We start from the raw sequence: 23,430 nt of genomic DNA, 5'->3' as shown, positions 1-23,430 counted from the left end.
AAAAGCCCACCCGTTGCGAAGACTCGACGCGATGCGCGGATATTGCAATGCAACAAATCTAACGCAGTGCAACATAAGTGGAGGTTCGCGGCGTGCTCGTCGGCGTGCACATCAGCGCCGCCGTCTGCATCCGCCGCGGCGGCCGATTTTTGAGCACAAGTAGAATAACTGGCCCGGCTAGCGGGCCTGCGTACCGATCTCAGGCTTTAGAGGAGCCCGGCGCGCGAGCGGCGGGCTCCTCCCCTTGGTCGTCACCGATCACGCATGCGCCGGCGGATGATGACGCGAGTCCCAGACCGCCCAGGCCGATGCCGCAACCACCAGCACGCCGAGGACAATATGGGTCGCCATCGCGTTGGCGTTCGCCATGAAGCCGAGCAGCCAGGGCGAAACGATCAGCCAGAGCCCGACAACAAGATTTACCCACTCTTCCCACTCGGCGAATACCGAAAGCGCCGTGATAGCCAAAGCACCGAGCACAACGCCGGCGATCCAGGCGTTCCACGCAGGATTGGTTTCAGCAGCGAAGCCGAGTACCCAGGGTGAGACGAACAGGCAGACCGCAAGGATCAGGTTGATCCAGTCCTGGGCCTTCTTTCCTTCCATCACATTGTTTGCCATGACAACCTCCACAGATGAAGTTTGACCAAAGCACCACGTCGCGTGCAACGCACGCTTAGTCATTGATATATTGCGCTTTCGACGGCCTTCAAGGAGCGGCCCTGCGCGGCCATGGCGTCGTCATTTCGCACCGCAGCGATGCCGTGTCTGCCATCTGCCTGCGCGGTTCAGAAGCGCCGATTCCCAGAGGCTTCCGCTTGCAAGGTCGAGGAGCCCGCGCAGATCATGGAGCAGGCGGCGTTCTCAGCCGATCACGCCTTCTTCAGGAACTCGGTTTTCAGCACCAGGCCCTTCACCTGCTTGGTATTGCACTCGATCTCGCCCGGATTGCCGGTGAGGCGAATGTTCTTCACCAGCGTGCCGCGCTTGATCGTTTCCGACGTGCCCTTGACCTTCAAATCCTTGATCAGGGTCACGGAATCGCCCTCGTTCAGCTGGGCGCCGTTGCTGTCTTTTACGATCGCGTCTGTCATGTCGGTTCTTTCATGGGGCCGGTCCACGGACTATCCGGCGGATGGCGGCCAGGTCAAGCATGCCGGGCACCCACGTTGCCCATATCAGGTGCTTCGGCTATTGACCGACAGCCAATGCCGGCACAGGTCAAACGGAGCCCGACCATGACAGAGAAGACCATCCTCAAATTCGGCGCGGTCAAAAACGGGGAGGCGGGCGATCTCGCGGGCTGGATCGTTGTCGACGGCAACCCGACCATGAAGACTGCCGTCCAGCACACTACCGAGGACGGCAAGGTCATGTCGGGAACATGGCAGGCTACCCCCGGCACCTACCACGCGACCTACAGCGACTATGAATTCGTGCACATGATATCAGGCCGCATCGTCATCACCCCCGATGGCGGCGCGCCCGTCGAAGTCGGTCCCGGCGATGCCTTCGTGGTCGAGGCCGATTTCAAGGGAACGTGGAAGATCATCGAGCCGGTCACGAAGCATTTCGTCGTCAGGATCGGCTGAGGCAGGAGGCGAGCCTGGCAATCCTGTCATGGCCCGACACGCCGCCGCCAAACCTGTCGATCCCGGGTGTGTTGATCCCCGGGGCCTGTCGGGCGCCGCAAGTGGCACGGTCGAATAAAAAGATAGAGTCCCGTCCATTAGGGATGCATGAGACTCTAGAAATTGAAATAGATCGCCGGCGGATACGGACTGGGCACATCCTTGCCGGCCGGCGCCGCCATCGCACCGGACGACGCGGTAATCCCACCGGTAGCCTTATTGTCGAGCACCGGCCGGCTTTTCTCGGCTGTGGCTGCTTTCGCATCGGCGGCAACGACTTTCGTCTTAGCCTCCACGGTTTGCGACAATGCGAGCACGGCGAGCAGTGCAGATAGGGCAAGTTTCATGACGGATCCCTCTATGGTTAACGTAAGGTTAACCCCGGCCGCCGGCCCGAACACGGCCGCTGTGTGGAAGGGCGTGGAATTCTGTGGAATTCCTGGAATATCGGCTTGTGGAAAAGTGCGGCCCGTGGGGAACGGAGCAGGTGCCGGCGCGTATTAGGCTCGCAGCCGCATCAGGCGGCCGAAGCCCGGAACGGCGCGGCCGAACACGGACATCCAGTCGCGCTTGGCCGCCGATGTCGCGGCCAGCGCCGGTGTGAGATCAATCCTTGAAGCCGGTGGAGTCGAGCAGGGCGACCTGCTTGCCGTCGATGTAAAAGCGTATCACGTGCGCGCCACCGTCGACTTCGATGCGCGTCGGCTCGATGGCCGGCTTAGCCTGCTTGCCATATGTCGCTGCAGCGCGCGAGCCGGCAGCGGCTCGCGACGGTCCGTCCGGCCCGAAGGTCAGCAGCAGCAGTGCGGCGGATCCAGCCGCAATCGCGGTGAAGGAGATTTTGGGAGATGCAGTCCAGGACATCGAATTATTCCTTCCTTGTTGAGGCGGCATCTTGCGCTGGTTGCGAGAACTCGGCTTCGCCGTCGTTCAAATGACTGAGGAAGGGTGTTGGTATTCAAGCCTACATTAGCGTGAGTTCTATACGGTTTTGCCCTTGCCCTCCGCGACCTTAGCGCCGCCTGCCGGGGCGAAAAGGGCAGGTGCGTGGAACGGCATGGATTTCTGCGGATTTCCTGGAATATCGACTTTAGGAGAGGCCCGGCCCGCGATGAATGCGGTGGGAGCAAGTGCTGGCACATGTTAAGCCTTGCGGTGGCATAAAGGGGCAGGTGGGATGGCACAGCATATCGCGCAGAAGTTACGGCTGACTGTGGCCCTGCTGGGAACCATCAGCCGCAAGGACCTTGCGGCGGCGTTCCGGAACGTCAACCCGAACACGGCGTTCGATCTCGGCCGCGCCGACAAATGGCTGCAGGGCCGCGCCCAGCCACGCCAGCTCAGCGTCTACGACGATTGGTCGAAGGTTCTCAAGCTGGAGCAGCCAGGCGCCTGGATCGCCGAGAGCGACCTGCCAGGCTTCACCGCGGCGATCTGCGCCCGCCACGGCATCGAGAGGGCCGAACTGGAACGCCGCGTCGGCGCGCAGTTCGAGGCATCGTCTGGGCATGAGGAGCGAAGCCTCGGATTGGCCCTTGCCGGAACCTATGCGTGCTATTCGCATGCTTTGTCGCCCTATTATCGCGGCCAGTTGATCAGGGGCAGCCTGTCGATTGAGACTGGGCCGGGTGCGCGCGGCCTGACTGCCGCCTATCGAGAGGTGTTGCCGACCGGACAACTGCTGGTCGGCGGTCCGGTGAGCCCGGCAAAACGCGGCCTTTATGCGTTTCTGAAGGAAACCGGCGGCGATGCCCATTTCTTCCTCTGCCTGTTCCCACAGTCGCGGCCGGGAAGCGTGCTTGGCGGCTATATGTGCGGCACCACAATCATCGGCCCGGAGCCGCAGCCATCCTTGACCAGAATCCTGATCGTCCGCTTGCGCGACCCGGTGCCCGAGGCATGGGGCGGATATCTGCCGCCCGACGGGTCGATCGCCAGGGATTTGGCATCGCTAGGCGTGACCGTCGAGCAGCCGGAAGCGGTCGACCGGCAGCTGGCGCAATTCCTCGCCGGAGACAGCGACGGTAGCGCCAGCCAGATCCCGCCGGCCGAATTCCGCGCCGTTCTCGACGTGTTCGACCGTCATTGGCTGAGCCATTCGGGCTAGGCCGGAGCTCGTCTTCTGCCTCTGCGGAACCGATCACTACGTCAGTTGTTGTGTCCGGCGATTAAAGCGCCCGTCCTGATGTCCAGTCGGACCGCCAAGCGCCCGCCCTTGCCGCTCGCGTCTTCGAACTCGCCGGCGCGAAGAAGCGGAAGTTGCACGCCGGCTCAACATGCCCGATCATGGCTATGGCAGGGCGGAGGTATCAAGTGGCGGCCAATCGTCGAAACGGCATGCACTCCGCCGAGCTTGGGGTGATGGGCGTTGTTTCCTCTGCCAGAACCCTCCCGCGCATGTCACTGCCCACCGTCGCGACTGTCGTCGCGGCGGTTGCGGCCCTGTATTTCGGGCGCGAGGTTTTCCTGCCGATCGCAATCGCTCTGCTGCTTACATTTGCGCTTGCGCCCATGGTTTCGGCACTCAAACGAGTCGGCCTTCCCCGTCTCCCGGCCGTCATCGCCAGCGTGCTGAGTGCATTCACGGTCCTTGCGCTATTCTCCTTCATTGTCGTCACTCAGGTCAGCGAACTGGCGCAGAACATCCCGCTTTACCAGTCGAATATCCTGACCAAGGTCAGGTCCCTGAAGGAAACCGGCGTCGGCGGCGGCATCATCGCCAGGCTGGGCGGGGTGATCGAACGCGTTGGCCAGGAACTCGACAGGCAGGAAGCCTCACCGCTTACCGCAGATGAGCCAGAGCGCGAGCCGGTGCCTGTCGAGATCATCGCGCGCGAAAGGCCGCTCCAGGTTCTTCAGAACCTGATCGGCCCGCTGATCAGCCCGCTAGCGTCGGCCGGCCTGATCATCGTCGTCGTCATCTTCATGCTGCTCGAGCGCGAGGACCTGCGCGATCGTTTCATACGCCTCGTCGGGTACGGTGATCTTCATCGGACCACCGAGGCGCTCCAGGAAGCGGGCAAGCGGGTCGGCCGATATCTACTCATGCAATTAGTGGTGAACATCGTCTATGCCGTGCCGATTGCATTCGGGCTTTGGGTTCTGGGCATACCGAATGCGATGCTGTGGGGCCTGCTGGCGTTGGCGCTGCGCTTTGTTCCCTATATCGGCCCGATCGTTGGTGCGCTGCTGCCTCTGTTTCTGGCGCTTGCCGTGGCTCCCGGCTGGTCGCTCGTGCTGTGGACCGCCGGGCTGTTCGTGGCCATGGAAATGATAACCGGCAACGTGGTCGAACCGTGGCTCTACGGTTCACGAACGGGGCTTTCACCATTGGCCATCATCGTTGCGGCTATCTTCTGGACCTGGCTCTGGGGGCCGCTGGGCCTGGTTCTGTCGACGCCGCTCACTGTCTGTCTCGTCGTGCTCGGCAGGCACGTGCCGCAGTTCGAATTCCTCGACGTCCTGTTCGGCAACGAACCCGTGCTCGAACCGCATGCTCGGCTCTACCAACGGCTGTTGGCCGGTGATCCAGAGGAAGCCACAGATCACGCCGAGGAGATCCTGGAGGAAAAATATCTGTTCGAATTCTACGATAAGGTCGCCATTCCCGCACTTCTGCTCGGCGAACAGGATCGCGTGCGGGGCGTCATGGGCGATGAGCAAAGACGGCAGGTGGCGGCCAGTGCGCAGACGCTGGTGGCGAACCTCGACGACAGCGCACAGGAAGAAGCAGAGGAGGAAGACCCAGCCGCCGCCGAGGAAACCGGCTCGCGCAAGGACAAGGAGACTCAGGGGGAAGGCGAGGACGACGTCGAGTTGCCTGATGGCACGGACATGGCGGTGGTGTGCGCCGGCGGACGCGGCGAACTCGACGATGCCGCCGCCGCCATGCTGGCGCAGGTGCTCGAAGTCCAGGGCGCAACGATATCGAAGGCGAGCTTTGCCGAAATGGATCCGGCGAGCATTCGCCGGCTTGAGCTCGACGCTGTCGACGCCGTTGTGGTCGGCTTTCTGAACCGTGACTCAGTCAAGCACGCCCGTTTCCTGGTTCGTCGGCTGAAACGTATCAAAAGGGCGCTACGGGTGGGCATCGTGTTCTGGTCAGCGACCGACGGCGACAACAAGGAGACAGCCGCCAAATTGGCCAACGACATCAATGCCGATTTTGTGGCCCATGGCATGGTCGATGCCGTATTGGGCGCGTTGTCGAGCGATCCGCCCGTCGCGCTGAAGGCCGCTGCCAGGCGCCGCATTCGCCGTCGGCCGCCGGCCGCCAAGAAAGCGCCGCTTGCGGCTGCAAAATAAGGCTGCAGTGCGCTGTCACGTCCAGAAATAGCGAACCGTGTGGAAGAAAACCGGGGCGGCGAAGACCAGGCTGTCGGCGCGGTCCATCATGCCGCCATGGCCCTCGATCAGATGGCCCCAGTCCTTCACCCCCTGATCGCGCTTGATGGCGGAGGCGACCAGTCCGCCGAGAAATCCCATCAGGCAGGCGATGAAGGCGACACCCGCTGCCTGGAGCGGCGAGAACGGCGTCAGGAACGACAGCAGCGCGCCGAGCAGGCTCGATGCCACCAGCCCGCCGATCAGGCCCTCCCAAGTCTTCGACGGCGATACCTTGGGCGACATCAGATGCCTGCCGAACAGCTTGCCGAAGATATATTGCAGCACGTCGCTGCCTTGCACGGCGATGATCAGGAAAGCGATCAGCAGCAAATTGCGACCTTCGAAGCCGGGCACCTCGAGCGTCAGCAGCGCCGGCACGTGGCTGACGCAGTAGACCGAGATCATGACGGCCCATTGCTGCGCCGAGACGCGCTCGAGAAATCGTTCGGTATCGCCGTGGAGCGCGGTGATCGCCGGCATAAGCAGAAAGCAGTAGACCGGGATGAATATGGTGAAGAGGCCGTACCAGGCGGTCCACACCAGCCAATACTGGAACGGGATGATGATGCCGAACATGCCGAGCAGCACCCAGTGGTCGCTGCGGCGGGTGTGCGTCAAAGTCACGAATTCGCGCAGCGCCGCAAACGAGATCAGCGCGAACAGGATGGTCATGCCGTGGCGACCGAAGAAGAAGGCGACGGTGATCGCCAGGACCATCACCCACCAGGCATTGATGCGCTGGTTGAGGTTGATCAGCGTCGAGGGCAGCGGCTTCGGCGCGCGCCACGACAGAATGCCGGCGACCAGGCTCGCCGTTATCAGCACCGCAGTGAGTCCGACAATCAGAATGAGGATTTCGCGCATTGGCATGTTGTCTGGGCGTCTCTTAGGGGTCGCATGATGTTTTTCGGAAAACCGGATTCCACTTTTCCGCATCATGCGCTGGCGGGCGGGGGTTCAGCGCAAGCAGCGTCTCGCGGGCGCGGTCGAGAAAGGCGCGGCGTTCCTCGCCAGGCGCAATCGCGATCGGCGCGCCGAAGACGACGCGGCAAAGCAGCGGCACGGGCACGAACTGGCCCTTGGGCAGCACCCGCGACATGTTCTCGATCCAGCACGGGATGAGCTCGACGTCGGGCCGCGCCATCGACAGATTGTAAAGGCCGGAACGGAACGGCAGCAGCGGCTGGTCGGTCATGTTGCGCGTGCCTTCGGGAAAGACGATCAGCGAATGGCCCTCGTCGAGCACCGACAGCATGATCGAAATCGGATTCTGCGCCTCATCGGTCCATTGCCGGTGAATGAGCACGGAGGACAGCATGTCCTGCGCGATGAACCGGCGCAGCCGCGATTTTCCCCAATAGTCGGCGGCAGCGACCGCATGGGTGCGGGCGCGCTCCTTCTCGCTGAGGCAGGCCGACAGCAGGATGAAGTCGCCGTGGCTGGCATGGTTGGCGAAGTAGATGCGCTGCCGGTCAGACGGCTGGCTGCCGTTCCAGATCGGCCGCACGCCGGTCACCGCCCAGGCCAGCGCCGACAGGCCGACCGAGGTCACGGTCTGCAGCATGGTGAAGGTGCGAGTGCCGAGCTTGCTCATCGGCTGGCTCAGACAAAGGCCGCGACGAGGGACGCCGCCCCGAACAGGCCGATCGCGATGCGCTGCCTGGCCAGCAGGCGGTGCGTGCCCGCCATGCGCCGGTCGAGCGAGCGGCCGCCGGCAGAGGGAGGTTTCAGCCGCATGCGCGCCAGCACCTCGTCGACCGCGGCACCAGCTGCGGCCTCGCTGGCGTGGCTGGCCATCAGCCGGAACAGCAGCGCGTCGAAGACAAGCAAAGCAGAGTAGGCGAGGGTGGCCGCCGCGCTTGCTGCCGCGATCAGCCAGGCCGCGGCCGATATGGGCGTTGCCTGCGGCCCGGCCACCGCGCCAATGATCGGCGCGGCCATCAAGGCGGCCGCCAGCAGCAGAATCGGCCACGCCGCCTGCACCATCAGCCCGGCTGCGAACGCCTCGGCCCTGTCCTGATAGGCGTCGCTTTTCATGCCGGCTCGTCCACCCTGATCTGAAGATGCACCGGCCGGCCCGATGCTGCGAGCCGCTTGTGCGCCTGCGCCGGCGTCGGCGAGCGGCCAGTGGCAACCAGCCATTCAGCAACGACGCCGGCGCTGCGCTGGAAACCGAGCGCGCAGCAGACCAGCACGGTGCCGTGGCTGCGAGCCGCTTCGATCGCCGCCACCGCTTGCGCTCGCGCCTCTGGCGACGGCGGCAAAAGATCGAGCATGGCGATACCTGTCCAGCGACAGGTCACGCCGCGCGGCCTTTCCAGCTCGCCGGCAAAGTCGATCACCGTGCCGAAAGTGTCGGCCTCAGCAGCTGTCGGAAAGCGGCCGAGGAAGACGCCGTCGGCGACCGCGATCTGCGCCGGCAGCGTGCGCGTCCACGCCCAGACATTGGTCCTTGCGCCAAGCCGGTAAGGCAGCAGCAAAATACGGCTGGCCAGCGAGGCGCTGCCGTCGGCCGCTTTCTGGAACACCTTGGCGCCGGCCCCGGCATAGGCGAAGGCGACGATGGCCAGCGCCAGCGCGGGCCACAAAAGGATGAGCCACAGCGCCGAGACAAAGGCGCCGGCAACGGTGCCGGCCAGCGCCAGCGCTGCGCCAAGCGCATAGAACCGAGCCAACCGCCGGGCCTTGGCATCGGCGGCTAGGTGGAAGCCGGCGAACGGCAATTCGCCCTCGCGCGGGAACAGCCACAGGGCAAAGAAGCCGAGCAGCGCGCCTGTCGGGATATCGATGACATGGTGCTGCCATGTCGTCAGCACCGAGGCGCCGATCAGCAGACACCAGGCATGCCAGACGATGCTGGTCGTGCCTTTGAGCCGATAACGCCAGTGATCCCAGATGATGACCAGCAGCGCGATGTGCAGCGACGGCGCCTGGTTGAACGGCTTGTCGAAGCCGCCGAGCACAGCGAACATGAAGCCCGGCAGGCCGGATGTTTGCGGCCGCATGAAGGTCGCGGTCAGCGGGAAGACGATGAAGCAGGCGACGGCGACGATCTGGGCGGTGAGATAGCGGCCGGCGAGACGGTCGACGCCGCTCTTGGTATCGTTCAACAGCAGCGACAGGCCGTAGAACAGGTTGATCGACCAGTAGGGCACGATCGTCCAGGCGATGAACGGGACGGCGCGCTCCCAGGCGAAGACGATGCTGCCGACATCGTTGCGCTGCGACGCCAGCCAGTTGGCGAAACCGTAGGTCGCGTAGAAGAACGGCGCCAGAAACGCCAGCCACAATGCCGCCCGCAGCACGATCCCGGCGTACGGCTCGCGCGCAGGAGCAGAAAGGGCAGGGTCAGCGCCAAGGATAGGCACGACCATACTCAGACGCGCCGCGCGACGGAAACGGTGAAGATGCCCCACTGGTCGATGCGCTGGTCGAGTTTCTCGAAGCCGGCCGCCGCCACCAACTGGTCCATCTCGCCTTGCGTGCGCCGGCGCATCACCCAGGCCTGGCCGCCGCGATGCGAGGTAAGGCTGCGCGCGATCATTTCGAGCTGCGGATGCCAGGGCTGGTTGGTGTAGAGAAGCAGGCTGCCGGGCTGCATCGCCTTGGCCAGCCCGTCCAGCGAGCGGGCAATCATGGTGTTGTCGGAAAACAACTCGTAGAGTCCGGAGACGATGGCGAGGTCCGGCGCCGGCTTCAGCCCGGCAAGCATTTTGGGGTCGAAGGCGTCGGCCTGATGAAACGAGACGCTGGTCGGCAGGTGCCGCTCGGCGATCAGCTTGCAGCCGCGCGAAACGTTGAGGTCGGAGAAATCCTGTAGCCGCACGCTGGCCGGCGGCACAGCGCATTTGGCGACGGCGTCGAGCACGTAGCGGCCGTGGCCGGCGGCGATATCGACGATATGGACCGGGCGGCCCGCGGCCTGCAGCGTCTCGGTGGCGCTGCCGATCAGCTCTTCCAGATTGAGCTTGCGCTGCCGGATGCCGCGCCAGCCGATGGCGTCGAGAAAGGTGCGGTCGATCATGCGGCCGAGCGGGCTGCTGCCCCGCGCCTCGTTCTCGTAGACATAGTCGAGCGTCGAGCCGGAATCGAAGCCGGTGGCAATGCCTGTCTGCAGGCCTGATGACAGCCATGCGCCCATGCGGATCGAGGCACGGCTCATTGCCCAATAGAGGCCCTTGGGCGATAGCAGCGGCAGCGGCGAGGCGAGCCGGTCGGCCTCGTCGCGCGTGTAGCCGGCGCGGTCGGCCGCGGTCAGGTCGACCGGCTTCGCTGACGTCGCGAACTGTCTTTCGAGGAACGGCTTGATCAGGTCGAGCGCTTGGCTGCGGTCGCGTTCGCCCAGCGTGTCGTGGAAGAAGCCGGGCAGCACATGCCGTTCCTTGGCCGGGCTGGCGAGATTGACGAAGAACTCGTGCTGCGGTGCGTGCCGCACCACCCAGTCGCTGCCCGAGATCAGCAATTGCGTCGGCACGGTGATGGCGCGGGCATCCGAGACGATACGCGCGGCGTGGTCGTAGAGCTCGACCAGGATGTTGGAAGCGATCGGCCGCGTGATCAGCGGATCGGCCTCGAAGGAGGCGATGCGCTCGGCATCATGCGTCAGGAACTTGGCCTTGACGTAGGAATTGACGAAGAAGCGCCCCTTGATCTTTTGCCACAGCGCAATGCCTTGCTTGGCGAAAGGCACGTAGAGCTTGACCGAAAAGGCCGGCGAGGCCAGCACCAAAGCGCGAATCTGCGGCGCATAATCATGCACCCAGGCGGCGGCGAGCACGGCGCCGAAGGATTGCGCGATCAGCGCGATGTCACGCTGGCCAAAACCGTCGCTGCCGATCTCACGCACGAAACAATCGATGTCGCGCACCAACGCGGCAAAGGACGGCGCGTAGCCGCGCTCGCCGGCCGAGCGGCCATTGCCGCGCGCGTCCCAGGCGTAGAAGGCATGGTCGGGCATGTCGAGTTCGTCGACCAGATGCGCCATGCGGCCGCCATGCTCGTGGCCGCGGTGAAACAGCAGAACCGCGCCCTTGGCAGGTTGGCCGACAGCCGGCCAGTAGCGGTAGAAGATCTCGGTGCCGTCATGGCTCCCGAAGACGCGCTCCTGCGCGACCCGCTTGAGGCTTGCCAAAGCCGCGGCGGCGGCAATCGTCTGTTCGTGAAGCATGTTTTCCCCCTGGCGGACGCGACCGGAATTTCAATCGTCGCTCCCGTTAAGGCCGCTGCGTATCCGGTTGATGGCGGTCACCAGCGAGAGTGTAGCCATTGCCGGAAACACAAACGGCGCGATCGCCGCGATCCACAGGCCACAGGCGATGAGGAAGGCGATGATGCCGAGCGCCAGCGCTCGGTCGCTCTTGCCGAACGGCCCGGCATAGTTGCGCCCCGTGCCCGCCGCTATGCCGAGCACGCCGGTGAACTCCACGACGATCGCCGCGATGGCGAAAGCGACGACGCCCCAGGCTGGGAAGATGACGGCAAAGGCCAGGATCAGCGCGAGGTCCGAAACGACGTCGCAGAGCTCGTTGAGGTACATGCCAAGCTTCGAGGCCTGACCATGCTCACGCGCCAGCATGCCGTCGATGGCGTTCAACGCCATGCGCGCGAACAGCACAACCGGCATCAGCAGGAAGACCGCGCGATGGCCGGCAAGGGCCGCGACCAGAATGCCGGTGGCGACCGACAGGGCGGCGGCCAGCAGCGTGATCTGGTTGGCGGTGACGCCGGCCACGGCCAGCCGGTCGGCGATCGGCCGCAGCTTGGCCTGGAAGGCCGGTTTCAGCGCATAGAGCGTCGGCATGTGCGGAACCCCCCGGCCACAACATAGTGCCAACGACGATGATCAATTGGCGCCCAAGACGCAAGGGCTGCGAGCGGTTGTACATGGTTACGATTGGTAGCGCCGGACAGATCATTTGAGAGCTAAGCCCTAAGGTTCCGGCGCGGCAACCACTTCGAGGCCGAGCTCGTCTGCGGCCGCTATCATGCCGGATCGAAACAGCGTCCGCCGCTTGGTCGCAGCGGATGGCTCATTTCTCGAATATAACTTTACAAATATCCTAAAATATGTGAAGTTATGTCAGTCGAAGGGTCACCCATGACAACCAATCGTTTCGCCACGCGCCTGAATTCCTTTGCCTCGCGGCCGCAGGCCGAATGGCCGGACCTTGTCGGCAAGCCGTCGATGCTGCAGATGGCGGCGCGTGCGGCGAAGGTTGCGGGGTTGACCGACCTCGACTTGAATTTTCCCGATCATGTCGGCGAAAAGCCTGCAGAAATGGCGCGAAAGCTCGGCGATGTCGGGCTTTCGATCAATGGCTTCGCCATGCGTTATTATTCCAACCCGGCCTTCAAGCTCGGCGCCTTCACCAATCCTGATCCCGCGGTTCGCCGCGAAGCCATCGACCTGACCAAGGCCGGCATTGACGCAGCGCGCGAAGCGGGCGCCAGTCTGATGACGCTGTGGCTAGGGCAGGATGGCTTCGACTATGCTTTCCAGGCCGATTACGCGACGCTGTGGCAACACGAAATCGATGGAATCCGTGAAGTTGCGGTGCATGATCCCGATTGCCAGATCAGCCTCGAATACAAGCCCAACGAGCCGCGCTCCTACAGCCTGATGCCCGACGCGGCGACGACATTGCTGGCGATCCGCGAGATCGGCCTGCCCAATCTCGGCGTGACGCTCGATTTCGCCCATGTGCTCTACGCCGACGAGCAGCCGGCCTTTGCCGCAGCACTCGTGACGCGCCATAGCAAGCTGCTCGGCGTGCATCTCAACGATGGCTACGCCAAGCGCGACGACGGCCTGATGGTCGGCGCGGTGCACACGCTGCAGACGATCGAGCTGCTCAGGCAGATCCGCCGCGACGGCTACGCCGGCGCCATCTACTTCGACACGTTCCCCGACATGACCGGGCTCGATCCGGTCCACGAATGCGAAGTCAACATCGCCACCGTCAAGCGCATGCTGCGCGTCGTCGATCGGCTGGAAAAGGACAACCGCCTGTCCGCCGCCGTCGACCGTCAGGACGCGGTCGCGTCGCAGGCCATCATCCAGGAAGCCATGCTCGGACCGGACAGCTGAGGCTCCGGCGGCATAGACCGTTTTTCAACAAGGGAGGAAAGACCATGAAATTTCTGCTTGCCACCGCCACCGCTGCACTGATGGCGCTGTCCATCGGCTCGGCTTTTTCCGCGGACCTCGCGCCGCTCAATTCCGACACCGAGAAGGATCGCATCGACTGGTCGCAGCTCGAGGCCAAGTTCGGTGCGTTCCCCAAGCTGCCCGACGGCACCAAGGCGGGCGCCGTCTCCAAGACGCTGACCAACGAATACTGGCGCTCGCTGGGTGAGGGCTACAAGTCGTTCGGCGACCGCGTCGCTGTCCCGGTCGTCTATCAGGCGGCGCAGAGCGAGGGCGACCAGCTCGGCCAGCTCACCATCGCCGAAGGCCTGGTCACGCAAGGCTACAACGTGCTGCTCGTCTCGCCGCAGACCGACTCCAACCTGCAGCCGATCATGGAACAGGCCAAAGCCGCTAACGTGCCCGTGGTCAACGTCAACGACGCCGTCATCCCGCAGGCCGAGCATTATGTCGGCAATGTCCAGCGCGACAATGGCGTGCGCGTCGCCAAATGGTTCATCAAGAACCGGCCGGACGGCGGCAAGGTCGCCATCGTCGAAGGCCAGGCCGGCGTCTATGCGGCCGTCCAGCGCACCGACGGCTTCAAGACCACGATCACCGAGGCCGGCAAGTTCGAGGTCGTCGCCAGCGTCCCCGGCAACTGGGATCGCCAGACCTCCTACGACGCGGCCACCAACATCCTGCAGCAGCACCCCGACCTGATCGGCTTCTATGCCAACAATGACGGCATGGCGCTGGGCATCGTCGAAGCGGTCAAGGCCGCCGGCCTGCAAGACAAGGTTGCCGTCTTCGGCACCGACGGCATCTCCGACGCCTATGCCTCGATCCGCGCCGGCGAGCTGACCGGCACCGTCGACAGTTTCCCGGTGCTGACCGGCGAGGTGGCGCTGGAATCGGCGTTGCGACTGGTGGCCGGGCAGAAGCTGCCGCGCGTCGTCGCCACGCCGCAGGCGCTGATCACCAAGGACAATGCCGACCGTTACTCCGGCGCCGGCGACGCCGTGCGCAAGGCGCTGCTCGAGGACGCGGCAGCGGGCAACTAAGGGCACAAGGGCGGGTGCCGGCAAGAGCATCTCGCTCACGGCTGGCACCCTTGCCCGGAGAACGAACCAATGTCACCCCGGCTGCAATTCGAGGGCATTTCCAAGACGTTTCCGGCCGTGCGGGCGCTGAGCGATGTGTCCTTTTCGGTCGGCGGCGGCGAAATTCATGGCCTGCTCGGTGAGAACGGCGCCGGCAAATCGACGCTGCTGCGCATCCTTTCGGGGGTCTACAGGCCGACGGCGGGAAGCGTGCTGATCGACGGCAAGCCGGTGACGCTGAGCAATCCGGTCGCCGCACGCGCCGCGGGCGTCGCCATGATCCATCAGGAATTGCAGCAGGTGCCGCACCTCAGCGTCGCCCAGAACATGTTCCTCGGCCATCCGCTGACGCGTGGCGGCATCTTCGTCGCACGGCGCGAGCAGGAACGCCGCGCTGCGGAAGCCCTTGCGGCCATCGACCCAACGATCGATCCGGCAGCGCCGCTCGGCAGCCTGAAGGTCGCGCAGCGGCAGATCGTCGAGATCGCCCGGGCGCTACTCGATCGCGCGCGCATCGTGGCGATGGACGAGCCGACATCGAGCCTGACGCCGAAAGAATTCGAGCGCCTGGCCGAAGTCATTGCCGGCCTCGCCCGCGACGGTGTCGCGGTCGTCTATGTCTCGCACAAATTGGACGAGGTGTTCGGCACCTGCCAGCGCGCCACCATCATGCGCGACGGCGTCGTGGTCGGGTCCGTCGATCTTGCGCAGGTGTTGGAAAAGGCCGTCGTTTCGATGATGGTCGGCCGCGAGCTTGCCCAGGAACAGCACCGCTCGCACACCTCCAGCGAGGTCAGGTTGAGCGTTCGCGGCCTCGCCTCGCCCACCAAGGTCCATGACGTCTCGTTCGACCTGCATCGCGGCGAGGTGCTGGGCATTGCCGGCCTGGTCGGCTCGGGCCGCACCGAACTGCTGCGGCTGCTGGCCGGTGCCGACCGCGCCTCATCAGGCGCGGTCGAGATCGACGGCAAGGCGGTAAAACTTTCCAGTCCGCGCGATGCCATCGCCGCCGGTATCGGCCTGGTGCCGGAGGAGCGCAAGCGCGAAGGCATCGTGCCGCTGCGCTCGATCTCCAGCAATATGGCGCTGGCATCGATGGGCGTGTTCGCGCCGCGCGGCGTCATCGATCACACCAGGCTGAAACGGGTCGCGGCCGAGAAGATGAAGCGGGTCAATCTCAGGCCGTTCCTGCTCGACCGGCCGATCCGGCTGTTCAGCGGCGGCAACCAGCAGAAGGCGATCATCGGCCGCTGGCTGGCGGCGGGAACGCGCATCCTTTTGTTCGACGAGCCGACGCGCGGCATCGATGTCGGCGCCAAGGCGGAGATCTATCACTTGATCGAGGAGCTCGCCGCCGAAGGCCATTCGGTAATCGTCGTGTCGTCCGAGCTTCCCGAGGTGATCCGGCTCGCCGACCGCGTGCTGGTCATGCGCGACGGCATGGTCGCCGCCGAACTCGGTCGGGCTGATCTCAGCGAACAGGCGATCGCGGCCCACGCGATACCGCAAACGGAAGGGAAGGCCGGCACGGCGCAAGGCCATCGGGCCGGTGCATAACGGACAGGACCAGCGGATGACTGATATAACCGAACACACAGCAGCGCGCTCACGGGCGGATTTCCTGCACCGGTTTTCCGTGCGCGACGCCGGCACGCTGATCGGCCTGGTGGTGATCCTCGCCGTCTTCGGTGCGCTGGTCCCGGGCTTCTTTGCCGAGCGCAACCTGATCAACATCCTGCAGCAATCGAGCATCAACGCCTGCCTGGCGCTGGGCATGACGCTGGTGATCATCTCGGGCGGCATCGATCTGTCCGTCGGGCCGACGGCAGCCCTTTCGGCCGTCATCTCTGCCTCGATGCTGGTCGCCGGCGTGCCGTTTCCGCTGGCCATCGCCGCCGGTTTCGCCGTCGGCCTCGTCTGCGGCCTGCTCAACGGCGTGCTGGTCGCTTATGTCGGGCTGCAGCCTTTCATCGTCACGCTGGGAACGCTGAGCACCTACCGGGCGCTGGCGCTGATCTATACCGGCGGCAATCCGGTGCTCGGCCTGCCTGCCGGCTTCCGCGCCATCTTCAACGGCTCGCTGTTCGGGCTGCCATTGGCGGTCATCATCGTGGCCGTGGTCGCGCTGATCGCCTGGATCATCCTCAAGAAGACGCCGTTCGGCGAATATCTGCTCGCCGTCGGCGGCAATGAGGAGGCCGCCTACATAGCCGGCGTGCCGATCGCCCGCACCAAGATCGCCGCGTATATGATCTCGGGCCTGCTTGCCGCCCTTGCTGCGCAGATCCTGATCGGCCGGCTGGGTGCTGCCGAGCCCATTCTTGGCAACCTCTGGGAGCTCGATGCGATTGCCGCGGCGGCCATCGGCGGCGCCTCGCTGATGGGCGGCAAGGGCAGCGTGGTCGGCACCATCCTGGGCGCCGTCATCCTCGGCACCATGCGCAACGGCCTGACATTGATGAATGTCCAGTCCTTCTATCAGCTGCTGGCAACTGGCCTTATAATCCTCGCCGCGATGCTTATCGATCGCGTGACGAGGGGACGTGGATGACCTTGACCAGCCTGGATCTGAAAGCAGTAGGACCGCGGATCCGCATGATGATGCCGCATCTGACGCCGCTCGAGGCCAAGGTGGTGGAAACCGTCTTCGGGAGGCGCGGCTTCGACGAGACCATTCCGCTCAAGCAGATCGCCGAAGAAGCCGGCGTGTCGGAGGCGATGGTCGTCAAGATCGCCAAGAAGCTGGGCTTTTCCGGCTATCGCGACTTCCGCACCGCCGTCTACGAATACAGTCGTCTGCCGACCGCCGAAATGCACCAGGAGCTGTCGGTCGACGACAGCTCGGCCGAGATCGTCCAAAAAGTGTTCCGCACCTCCATCCAGGCACTGGAGGAGACGCTGGCCATCCTCGACATGGACGATTTCGACCGCGCCGCCGATCTTCTCTATCGCGCCAAGAACCGGGATTTCTACGGCGTCGGCGGCTCGGCGCAGATCGCGCGCGACGTCTCGCATAAATTCCTGCGCATCGGCATCCGCGCGTCCGTCTACGACGATTCGCACATGATGCTGATGTCGGCCTCGCTGCTCGGCGCCGACGACATCGCCGTCGGCTTCTCGCATTCCGGCAACACCAGCGCTGTCATCGATGCCATCCAGCTCGCCCGCAAGAGCGGCGCGCGGACGCTGGCGATCACCAACTACGACAACTCGCCGCTGGCTGATATCGCCGACATCGTGCTGTGCTCGACCGCGCAAGGCTCGCCGCTGATGGGCGAGAACGCGGCGGCGCGTATCGCTCAGCTCAACATTCTCGACGCGCTGTTCGTGGCGGTGGCCCAGGGCGATTACCAGGCGGCGGAGCGCAATCTCGGCCGCACGATGTCGGCGGTGACGTCGAAGCGCCGGGACAGGGGCACATGACGCCACCGAGTCCGCTGGTCACCGTGTTCGGCAGCCTGCATTACGACATCATGGTCGAAGCGCCTGACCGCCCGCGCAGGGGTGAAACCGTGACCGGCCATGCCTGGCAGCCGAAATGCGGCGGCAAGGGCGGGAACCAGGCTGTCTCGGCGGCACGGGCCGGCGTGCGCGCAGCGATGATCGGCGCGGTCGGCGATGACGATTTCGGCCGGGCGCTTCTCGACAATCTCGGTCGCTGCCGCGTCGACAGCCGCTTCGTGCGGGTCGCGCCTGGCGCCGGCTCGGGCATGAGCGTGGCGATCTTCGACGACGGCGGCGACTATGGCGCGGTGATCGTCTCAGGCAGTAATCTCACCTTGGGGGAGAAGGACATCGCGGCCGCGACCGAAATGGTTGCGCAAACTGCGGTGCTGCTGCTGCAGAACGAGGTCCCGGAACCCGCCAACATCGCCGCAGCGCGGGCGGTGAAGGCGCATGGCGGCCGCGTCGTGCTCAATGCCGCACCCGCCCGGAAACTGTCGGACGAATTGGTCGCGTTGGTTGATGTCGTGATCGTCAACGCCATCGAGGCGGAATTTCTGGCCGGCGTTCCGGTCGTCGATGCGCTCGAGGGTGCTGCCGAGGCGGCACGCATGCTGATCGATTTCTGCCCGGCCGCGATCGTCACGGCCGGCGGGGAGGGCGTTGCCTATTGCGACCGTGACGGTCACGCGTTCGCGCTGCCCGCCATCCCGGTGGAGGTCGTCAGCACCCATGGAGCCGGCGACGAGTTCGTTGGCGCGTTCGCGGCAGGCCTTGCCCGCGGGCATCAGGTCGAGGCCGCCATCGCCGCCGCCAATGCCGCCGCGGCCTTGCTGGTCGCTACGCCGGAACGGGAGCGCGAGGCGATCTGAGGCAAGGGCGCTGAGAAGGGGGCGCGCGCCTCCCGCCTGGCCCCGGTGACTTCGACATCGCCGGGGAACTCTTTTGCGGTGCCTTGTCGGGCACGCGGCAGATGCGTAACAGCCCATAGGGAGCCATTTAATTGGAGGACGCGGGGCAGGGGTTCGCGGCCTAGGATTGTTGACGCCCGGTTATGTGACGACCGGCTCGGTCGCAGACATCGGTATTTTAGTGGAACCTAATTTAAATGACGCGGTTAAGCGTGCATGAGAGAGCATGAAATCCAGACTGTTACTGAATACCGGATAGCGGGCAATCAGCTGGCCGATGATCCGGTGATCGCTCTCGATATCGCGGAACGGATATTGCAGGCAGCCGAGAACGACAGGATTGGCTATGTCGTCGTCAGAGCGGGGCACCCCGAAGCCGACCTCATCGAGAAAAGAGAGCCGCAACAGATCAAGGCTACCACAGCCTTGTTCCGCGATTTTGAAGTGTTGCTGCTTGTTCTTTATGCGGCCTATGCCCTTGTCGTGCTGGGTGTCACCGCTTTCGTGATGCTGGAATTGGCTCCTGTTCTGTAGACTTGCTCCAGCAGCGTCCATGCCAGGATTGCTCATGTGGGCTAGCGTTTCTGCATCGTACCGGATGCGAGCGGATGGCGAGGCTGTTCGCTCAGCTCCGACAAGCCGATAAAGTTCGACAATTGAAACGAAAGCCCGCCGCCCTGTCGGACGACGGACTCCGTTGCCTGGGCGCCAGGAACGCCACGGTAGCGACCTCTGCTACTAATGCTCCCGCAGACTTCCAATGTGCGGCCAGCGTGTGGCCTGGCGCATCGGCCGAACAAATGAAAGCCCGCGCCTCTGGCGGAGAGCGCGGGCCGATCAGGTTGCAGCCCGATCTGCAGTGGGAGCCCGAAGGCTCCACTGCTCAAATACAACTATTAGAAGATGCTAATGTTCCGCATAGTCTGGATGAAGGATGTAACCGCCCTCGTGAACGAGCACCCTGGCAAGAGATTCTTTTTGCCTGAAGCAGTCATGGTTGCTCCTCTCCGCCGGCCTCAAGCAAACTTTATGAGACCAACGTTCGTATGGTGGGCAGGGGATGTGCGCTGGGGGGAAAGCCGTGAGCAGAAAGCAACGCTCCGTTTTTTGGATCGCTCTCTTTGCATCCGTCCTTGGCTTTGTGCTGTTGGTCCTGGTCCTGCAAATAGTGAGTTTGCTTGACTAGATATCGATCACGGCCCGCATGATATTGCTTGATCGTCTGTCAGCGCGGGCCGGTTGCTTGGCGAGAATTTTTCGCCGGCGAGCGTAGGGGCAGGGTCCTTCCTGCGTATCGGTCAGCAGTCGCCGCCAAAACCCACGACGGCGCGACCAATGACAGCGAAAGGACCATCACCATGCAACGTTCAGCACTCATTGCGGCCCTGCTTATGGGGCTCGTGCCGCTTTCCGCAGCGCACGGCCAGGGAAACGACACGCCGGGAAAGCGCATCCTGCAACGGCTCGACACCAATGGCGACGGCGCGATTTCCAGGGATGAGATGCTTGCGGCGCGCGAGCGCATGTTCACGAAGCTCGATCGCAAGCGCGGGAGTCGGGTGGCGTATGCACCGACTGAGCGCAGCCGGGCGCGTGCGCGTCCGGCTGCCGATGTTGTCAGTGCTTGCTCTTGCCGGGACTGACGGCACTGCCGCTGATGGCGATGCGCCTGGCCTTCGTCTGCGCGCGCTGGGTCTTGGGCAGCGTCACGCTGAGCACGCCGTTATGGAAGGCAGCATTCACCTTGTCCTCCTCGACCTCGTAGCCGAGCGGGATGCGGCGCTCGAAGCGGCCGTAGAACCGCTCGGAGAAGTGCCTGTCCTTGTCCTCGGTCTCGGAGCGCTTCTCGCCGCGCAGCGTCAGCACGCCGTCGTCGAGCAGCACCTCGATGTCCTTCTCGTCCATGCCGGGGATTTCGGCGGTCACGCGGACCTCCTTCTCGCCGTCGGAGATCTCAACGCTCGGCCAGTTGGCGCGCGCCGACGAAAATCCGCTGAACGAGGGCATGCGCGTTTCGAAACCGCGGAATGCGTCGTCGATCATGCGGTTCATCTCGCGATGCAACGCCATGAACGGATCCCGGTCATCGTCACGATAGAAGCTGGGAACCGGACTATTCTCCCGGCCCCAGGGAATGAGATCACGAATAGCCATTGGTGTTCTCCTTTCTCGACTGGTTGTGCCAGGCGGCGCCAGAGTTCACCCTCGCTCAGGCGGCCTGCTTCGGCTTCTCAACCTGCCCGGCCTTCGGCGCGCCGTCTTCCCTAGTGATCGTGATGCGACGCGGCTTCATCTCCTCGGGCACTTCGCGCACGAGGTCGATCGTCAGCAGGCCGTTGTTGAGCGAGGCGCCGGTGACCGTCATGTGATCGGCAAGCTCGAAGCGCCGTGTGAACGGTCGCACCGGCAGGCCGCGATGCAGATATTCAACCTTGTCCTGTTCCTTGCGCTCGCCAGAGACGATCAGAAGGTTGGGCTCGTGGCTGATGTCGAGATCGTCTTCGGAAAAGCCGGCGACCGCGATCGTCACGCGATAGCTGTTTTCGTCGCTTCGCTCGATGTCATAAGGCGGCCAGCTGTCAGTCTGAGGCGCGTTTTCCAGAAGGTCGAAGATGCGGTCGAAACCGATGCTCGACCGATAGAGCGGGGAAAAATCGGATGCGGTTCTCATAGCTACATCCTCCATAGAGCAATATAGTACGAGGAACGCCAAAGAGCTGGCGCTCCCTGGGTTCTGCCGGCCCCATTCAGCAACCGGCAATTTTGATTTGGTTATTGTCAGCCCGAAATCAAGACCCAGATTCTGTCCCGCTGCCAGATTTTTTGTTGCCAGATTGTGGCTGGCAATGCCGGTTTCAACCTTCATTTGTGGGTCGCGCCGGCACGCCGCATGGAGGATATCATGACCATGAAACGCGACGACATCATATCGGTGCTGGGCCCGGTGGACGACGCCGTCATCGCCGACATCGCCTCGACCGGCGCGACGATCGAGGAGTTGCGCGAGGCCTTTGCCTGGGTCGGCGCCGATGAGGCGCTGGTGAACGAGGGCCGCCCTCTGCCGTCGGCAAGGGTGGCGACGCTGATCGGGCTTCTCGAGCCGCCGGACGACGACTTATAACCGGCCGTTGCGTCGGGCAGGGGATAGGGGTTTGGGCAGGGAGGTCTTGAAGCGCGCAGGCAGACGAACCATCTCGTTCACCGGCGCCGATCGGGCCGCCTTCCTGCTTACTCGAGGATGCTACTTGCTCTAAAAACAGAAAGAAGGAGAAAGTGATGAAGGACGTCCCGTTTTCCGAGCCGATCACACTCAAGCTCCAATCCGTCGGAGAGCGCAAGGTCGCCAGCAGTTGGGAAGCCATCGAATGCATGCAGCAGTGGCCGGACCGGGCGCGGGGCCGGAGCTGGCGCGCAGCCTATCGCGCCTGCCGCGACGCGCTCGACGGTTGGCGCACCGCCCGCGAGGCTCGCACGGCCTTCGTCAAGGCGGCTCGCACGGCCGGACTGCTTGTCACGGGACGTAAATCCACCTGAACGTCAACTACCTGAACGTCAACTACCTGAAGTCAACTACCTGAACGTCAGGGCTCCGACGATCTTCTGCCCGGCCGGTTTATGTAGCTCGGGAGCGTCATTTCAGGTCTCTCCTTCGCTTGCATTCGGCGCAACATTCCTTCCAGCGCAGGAGGACGTCCGGGCGGCTGCGCCGGGTCACAGTCCTTTTGGGGGTTGCTCCAAGGAAGAAGGCCCAGGGCTTTCACCATGGGCCTAGATCGTTGTCGCGGGTTCTGTTGATGCCGAGGATCGAGATCGCTCGATCCCACGCCATGGGTGGTTCACTCATTGATGGCTCGACGGATGGTCGCGATGGGTGCGTTCTCTTCACCCTCGCAGTTGCTGATCTCCGGCCGTTCCACGGCCACTTCAGAGCCTTTCTTCGGCTCCATGTGCCAAGTATCCTGCGATCGAACTCATGCGCGCCCCTCTGTTGCGCGTATACTACTACCCGTTGCGCTTATGCCACAGTGCCGGCCGTCAGGTTGTGTTAACGACAGCACACATCAATGAGGGGGAAGCCACCAATGAAGAAGCTGTTTCTCGGTCTATCGCTATCGTTCCTCGCGTCGACCGCTTTCGCTGCCGACGCGGTCGTCGAGGAGGTCCGTGTCGCCGAGTCGGCCTACAGCTGGTCAGGGCTCTATGTCGGCGGCCAGGTCGGCTATGTCTTCGAAGGCCGCGCCGACTATATCTATATCAACCCCGCCTACAACTACCGCCATGACCTCGACGGGTTCATCGGCGGGGTCTACGTCGGCTACAATTATCAATTCACCAACGGTATCGTGTTGGGCGCCGAAGCCGACATCGCCTGGGGCGATGTCGGAGGTTCGGATGTAGCGCCGGGCGACGACATTTTCTCGAGCACGACCGAGATCGACTGGACCGGCTCGGTTCGGATGCGCCTGGGTTATGCCATTGACCGCTTCCTGCCCTATGTGACGGGCGGCGTCGCCTTTGGTCGCTTCGGTTTCGAGGAATTCGCCGCGGGCGCTCCCTACGGCTCCGCCGACGACAACCTTGTCGGGTGGACCTTGGGCGCGGGCGGCGAATATGCGCTGACCGACAACTGGCTCCTGCGTGGCGAGTACCGCTACACGGAATTCGACAAGAAGGATTTCGTTTCCCAACCGGTAGACGAGGACCTTTCCGTCGATATCCACACACACGATTTCCGCATCGGAGCGGCCTACAAGTTCTGATCTCCCTAGCGGCTCATGATCTTGGTGTCCGAGTAGTTGGCCAAGGGACGGCTCAGGTTGACCTTGTCG

At 63.8% G+C, this 23,430-nt stretch carries 26 protein-coding genes; 14 read left to right on the top strand and 12 right to left on the bottom strand.

Annotated features, from left to right (window positions below; translation table 11 throughout):
- Positions 1 to 258: 258 nt before the first annotated feature.
- Entirely contained in the window at positions 259 to 621 is a 363-nt protein-coding gene (locus CIT25_RS01450; protein WP_095482788.1) for an SPW repeat protein, read from the bottom strand.
- 251 nt (positions 622 to 872) lie between these two features.
- On the bottom strand, positions 873 to 1,094 hold the full coding sequence (locus tag CIT25_RS01445) for an alkylphosphonate utilization protein (RefSeq protein ID WP_095482787.1): 222 nt from the start codon (positions 1,092 to 1,094) through the stop codon (positions 873 to 875).
- Positions 1,095 to 1,238: 144 nt separating this feature from the next.
- On the opposite strand from CIT25_RS01445, the gene CIT25_RS01440 reads away from it, so the two are divergent.
- Positions 1,239 to 1,592: a cupin domain-containing protein gene (locus tag CIT25_RS01440; RefSeq protein ID WP_095482862.1), complete on the top strand. Its 354-nt coding sequence runs from the start codon at positions 1,239 to 1,241 to the stop codon at positions 1,590 to 1,592.
- Between the two features lie 155 nt (positions 1,593 to 1,747).
- Here CIT25_RS01440 and CIT25_RS01435 read toward each other — a convergent pair whose 3' ends face one another.
- Complete coding sequence (locus tag CIT25_RS01435; protein ID WP_095482786.1) at positions 1,748 to 1,978, bottom strand: hypothetical protein; 231 nt, start codon at positions 1,976 to 1,978, stop codon at positions 1,748 to 1,750.
- Positions 1,979 to 2,237: 259 nt separating this feature from the next.
- Entirely contained in the window at positions 2,238 to 2,495 is a 258-nt protein-coding gene (locus CIT25_RS01430) for a hypothetical protein (protein ID WP_095482785.1), read from the bottom strand.
- A gap of 313 nt (positions 2,496 to 2,808) precedes the next feature.
- Between CIT25_RS01430 and CIT25_RS01425 the strand changes: the two genes are divergently transcribed.
- Positions 2,809 to 3,738 (top strand): hypothetical protein, encoded by a 930-nt coding sequence (locus CIT25_RS01425; protein WP_095482784.1) that lies wholly within the window; start codon positions 2,809 to 2,811, stop codon positions 3,736 to 3,738.
- A 206-nt stretch (positions 3,739 to 3,944) separates the two neighbouring features.
- Complete coding sequence (locus CIT25_RS01420) at positions 3,945 to 5,936, top strand: AI-2E family transporter (RefSeq protein ID WP_245329728.1); 1,992 nt, start codon at positions 3,945 to 3,947, stop codon at positions 5,934 to 5,936.
- A gap of 15 nt (positions 5,937 to 5,951) precedes the next feature.
- On the opposite strand, the gene CIT25_RS01415 is transcribed toward CIT25_RS01420, so the two are convergent.
- From CIT25_RS01415 to CIT25_RS01390, 6 genes are read right to left on the bottom strand one after another with little or no spacing between them, the layout of a single operon-like run.
- Complete coding sequence (locus CIT25_RS01415; protein ID WP_095482782.1) at positions 5,952 to 6,881, bottom strand: phosphatidate cytidylyltransferase; 930 nt, start codon at positions 6,879 to 6,881, stop codon at positions 5,952 to 5,954.
- Positions 6,882 to 6,903: 22 nt separating this feature from the next.
- Positions 6,904 to 7,611, bottom strand: coding sequence for a lysophospholipid acyltransferase family protein (locus tag CIT25_RS01410; RefSeq protein ID WP_095482781.1), 708 nt, complete (start codon positions 7,609 to 7,611; stop codon positions 6,904 to 6,906).
- Positions 7,612 to 7,619: 8 nt separating this feature from the next.
- A complete protein-coding gene (locus tag CIT25_RS01405) occupies positions 7,620 to 8,054 on the bottom strand; it encodes a hypothetical protein (protein ID WP_095482780.1) in 435 nt (144 codons plus the stop codon).
- Positions 8,051 to 9,391, bottom strand: a complete 1,341-nt coding sequence (locus CIT25_RS01400; protein WP_095482779.1) for a phosphatase PAP2/dual specificity phosphatase family protein — start codon at positions 9,389 to 9,391, stop codon at positions 8,051 to 8,053. The genes CIT25_RS01405 and CIT25_RS01400 overlap by 4 nt, the downstream gene beginning before the upstream one ends.
- Positions 9,392 to 9,393: 2 nt before the next feature.
- A complete protein-coding gene (locus CIT25_RS01395; RefSeq protein WP_095482778.1) occupies positions 9,394 to 11,184 on the bottom strand; it encodes a bifunctional alpha/beta hydrolase/class I SAM-dependent methyltransferase in 1,791 nt (596 codons plus the stop codon).
- Between the two features lie 30 nt (positions 11,185 to 11,214).
- On the bottom strand, positions 11,215 to 11,817 hold the full coding sequence (locus CIT25_RS01390) for a CDP-alcohol phosphatidyltransferase family protein (protein WP_095482777.1): 603 nt from the start codon (positions 11,815 to 11,817) through the stop codon (positions 11,215 to 11,217).
- Positions 11,818 to 12,114: 297 nt separating this feature from the next.
- Here CIT25_RS01390 and CIT25_RS01385 point away from each other — a divergent pair, with 297 nt between their 5' ends.
- The 8 genes from CIT25_RS01385 to CIT25_RS01350 all read left to right on the top strand — a co-directional run bounded on the left by CIT25_RS01385 (position 12,115) and on the right by CIT25_RS01350 (position 20,244).
- Positions 12,115 to 13,104, top strand: coding sequence for a TIM barrel protein (locus tag CIT25_RS01385; RefSeq protein WP_095482776.1), 990 nt, complete (start codon positions 12,115 to 12,117; stop codon positions 13,102 to 13,104).
- Between the two features lie 44 nt (positions 13,105 to 13,148).
- Positions 13,149 to 14,207 carry a sugar ABC transporter substrate-binding protein gene (locus tag CIT25_RS01380; protein ID WP_095482775.1) on the top strand — a complete coding sequence of 353 codons (1,059 nt, stop codon included), beginning with the start codon at positions 13,149 to 13,151 and terminating at the stop codon, positions 14,205 to 14,207.
- 69 nt (positions 14,208 to 14,276) lie between these two features.
- Positions 14,277 to 15,803 carry a sugar ABC transporter ATP-binding protein gene (locus CIT25_RS01375; RefSeq protein WP_095482774.1) on the top strand — a complete coding sequence of 509 codons (1,527 nt, stop codon included), beginning with the start codon at positions 14,277 to 14,279 and terminating at the stop codon, positions 15,801 to 15,803.
- A gap of 16 nt (positions 15,804 to 15,819) precedes the next feature.
- Entirely contained in the window at positions 15,820 to 16,797 is a 978-nt protein-coding gene (locus tag CIT25_RS01370) for an ABC transporter permease (RefSeq protein WP_167391024.1), read from the top strand.
- Positions 16,794 to 17,669, top strand: coding sequence for a MurR/RpiR family transcriptional regulator (locus tag CIT25_RS01365; RefSeq protein WP_095482773.1), 876 nt, complete (start codon positions 16,794 to 16,796; stop codon positions 17,667 to 17,669). Before CIT25_RS01370 ends, CIT25_RS01365 begins: the two co-directional genes overlap by 4 nt.
- Positions 17,666 to 18,562, top strand: coding sequence for a ribokinase (locus CIT25_RS01360; RefSeq protein ID WP_095482772.1), 897 nt, complete (start codon positions 17,666 to 17,668; stop codon positions 18,560 to 18,562). The genes CIT25_RS01365 and CIT25_RS01360 overlap by 4 nt, the downstream gene beginning before the upstream one ends.
- 255 nt (positions 18,563 to 18,817) lie before the next feature.
- A complete protein-coding gene (locus CIT25_RS01355; RefSeq protein WP_095482771.1) occupies positions 18,818 to 19,135 on the top strand; it encodes a hypothetical protein in 318 nt (105 codons plus the stop codon).
- A gap of 824 nt (positions 19,136 to 19,959) precedes the next feature.
- Positions 19,960 to 20,244: an EF-hand domain-containing protein gene (locus tag CIT25_RS01350; protein WP_245329727.1), complete on the top strand. Its 285-nt coding sequence runs from the start codon at positions 19,960 to 19,962 to the stop codon at positions 20,242 to 20,244.
- Here CIT25_RS01350 and CIT25_RS01345 read toward each other — a convergent pair.
- Together CIT25_RS01345 and CIT25_RS01340 are read right to left on the bottom strand one after the other, a co-directional pair.
- The gene (locus CIT25_RS01345) at positions 20,219 to 20,755 is read right to left on the bottom strand and encodes an Hsp20/alpha crystallin family protein (RefSeq protein WP_095482770.1); all 537 of its coding nucleotides are present in this window, start codon (positions 20,753 to 20,755) and stop codon (positions 20,219 to 20,221) included. The two genes, CIT25_RS01350 and CIT25_RS01345, sit on opposite strands and share 26 nt — an antisense overlap.
- A gap of 55 nt (positions 20,756 to 20,810) precedes the next feature.
- On the bottom strand, positions 20,811 to 21,272 hold the full coding sequence (locus CIT25_RS01340) for an Hsp20 family protein (RefSeq protein WP_095482769.1): 462 nt from the start codon (positions 21,270 to 21,272) through the stop codon (positions 20,811 to 20,813).
- A gap of 231 nt (positions 21,273 to 21,503) precedes the next feature.
- Here CIT25_RS01340 and CIT25_RS01335 point away from each other — a divergent pair, with 231 nt between their 5' ends.
- The 3 genes from CIT25_RS01335 (at position 21,504) to CIT25_RS01325 (ending at position 23,361) form a co-directional block, all read left to right on the top strand.
- Positions 21,504 to 21,722: a hypothetical protein gene (locus CIT25_RS01335; protein WP_370453334.1), complete on the top strand. Its 219-nt coding sequence runs from the start codon at positions 21,504 to 21,506 to the stop codon at positions 21,720 to 21,722.
- Between the two features lie 155 nt (positions 21,723 to 21,877).
- Positions 21,878 to 22,135, top strand: a complete 258-nt coding sequence (locus CIT25_RS01330; RefSeq protein ID WP_095482768.1) for a DUF982 domain-containing protein — start codon at positions 21,878 to 21,880, stop codon at positions 22,133 to 22,135.
- Between the two features lie 548 nt (positions 22,136 to 22,683).
- Complete coding sequence (locus CIT25_RS01325; protein ID WP_158302496.1) at positions 22,684 to 23,361, top strand: outer membrane protein; 678 nt, start codon at positions 22,684 to 22,686, stop codon at positions 23,359 to 23,361.
- Positions 23,362 to 23,430: the final 69 nt, after the last annotated feature.

It is taken from the genome of Mesorhizobium mediterraneum (genome assembly GCF_002284565.1).
Lineage (GTDB): Bacteria > Pseudomonadota > Alphaproteobacteria > Rhizobiales > Rhizobiaceae > Mesorhizobium > Mesorhizobium mediterraneum.
Note: the sequence above shows the minus strand (reverse complement) of the source record. Positions and strands in the feature narration are given on the sequence as shown.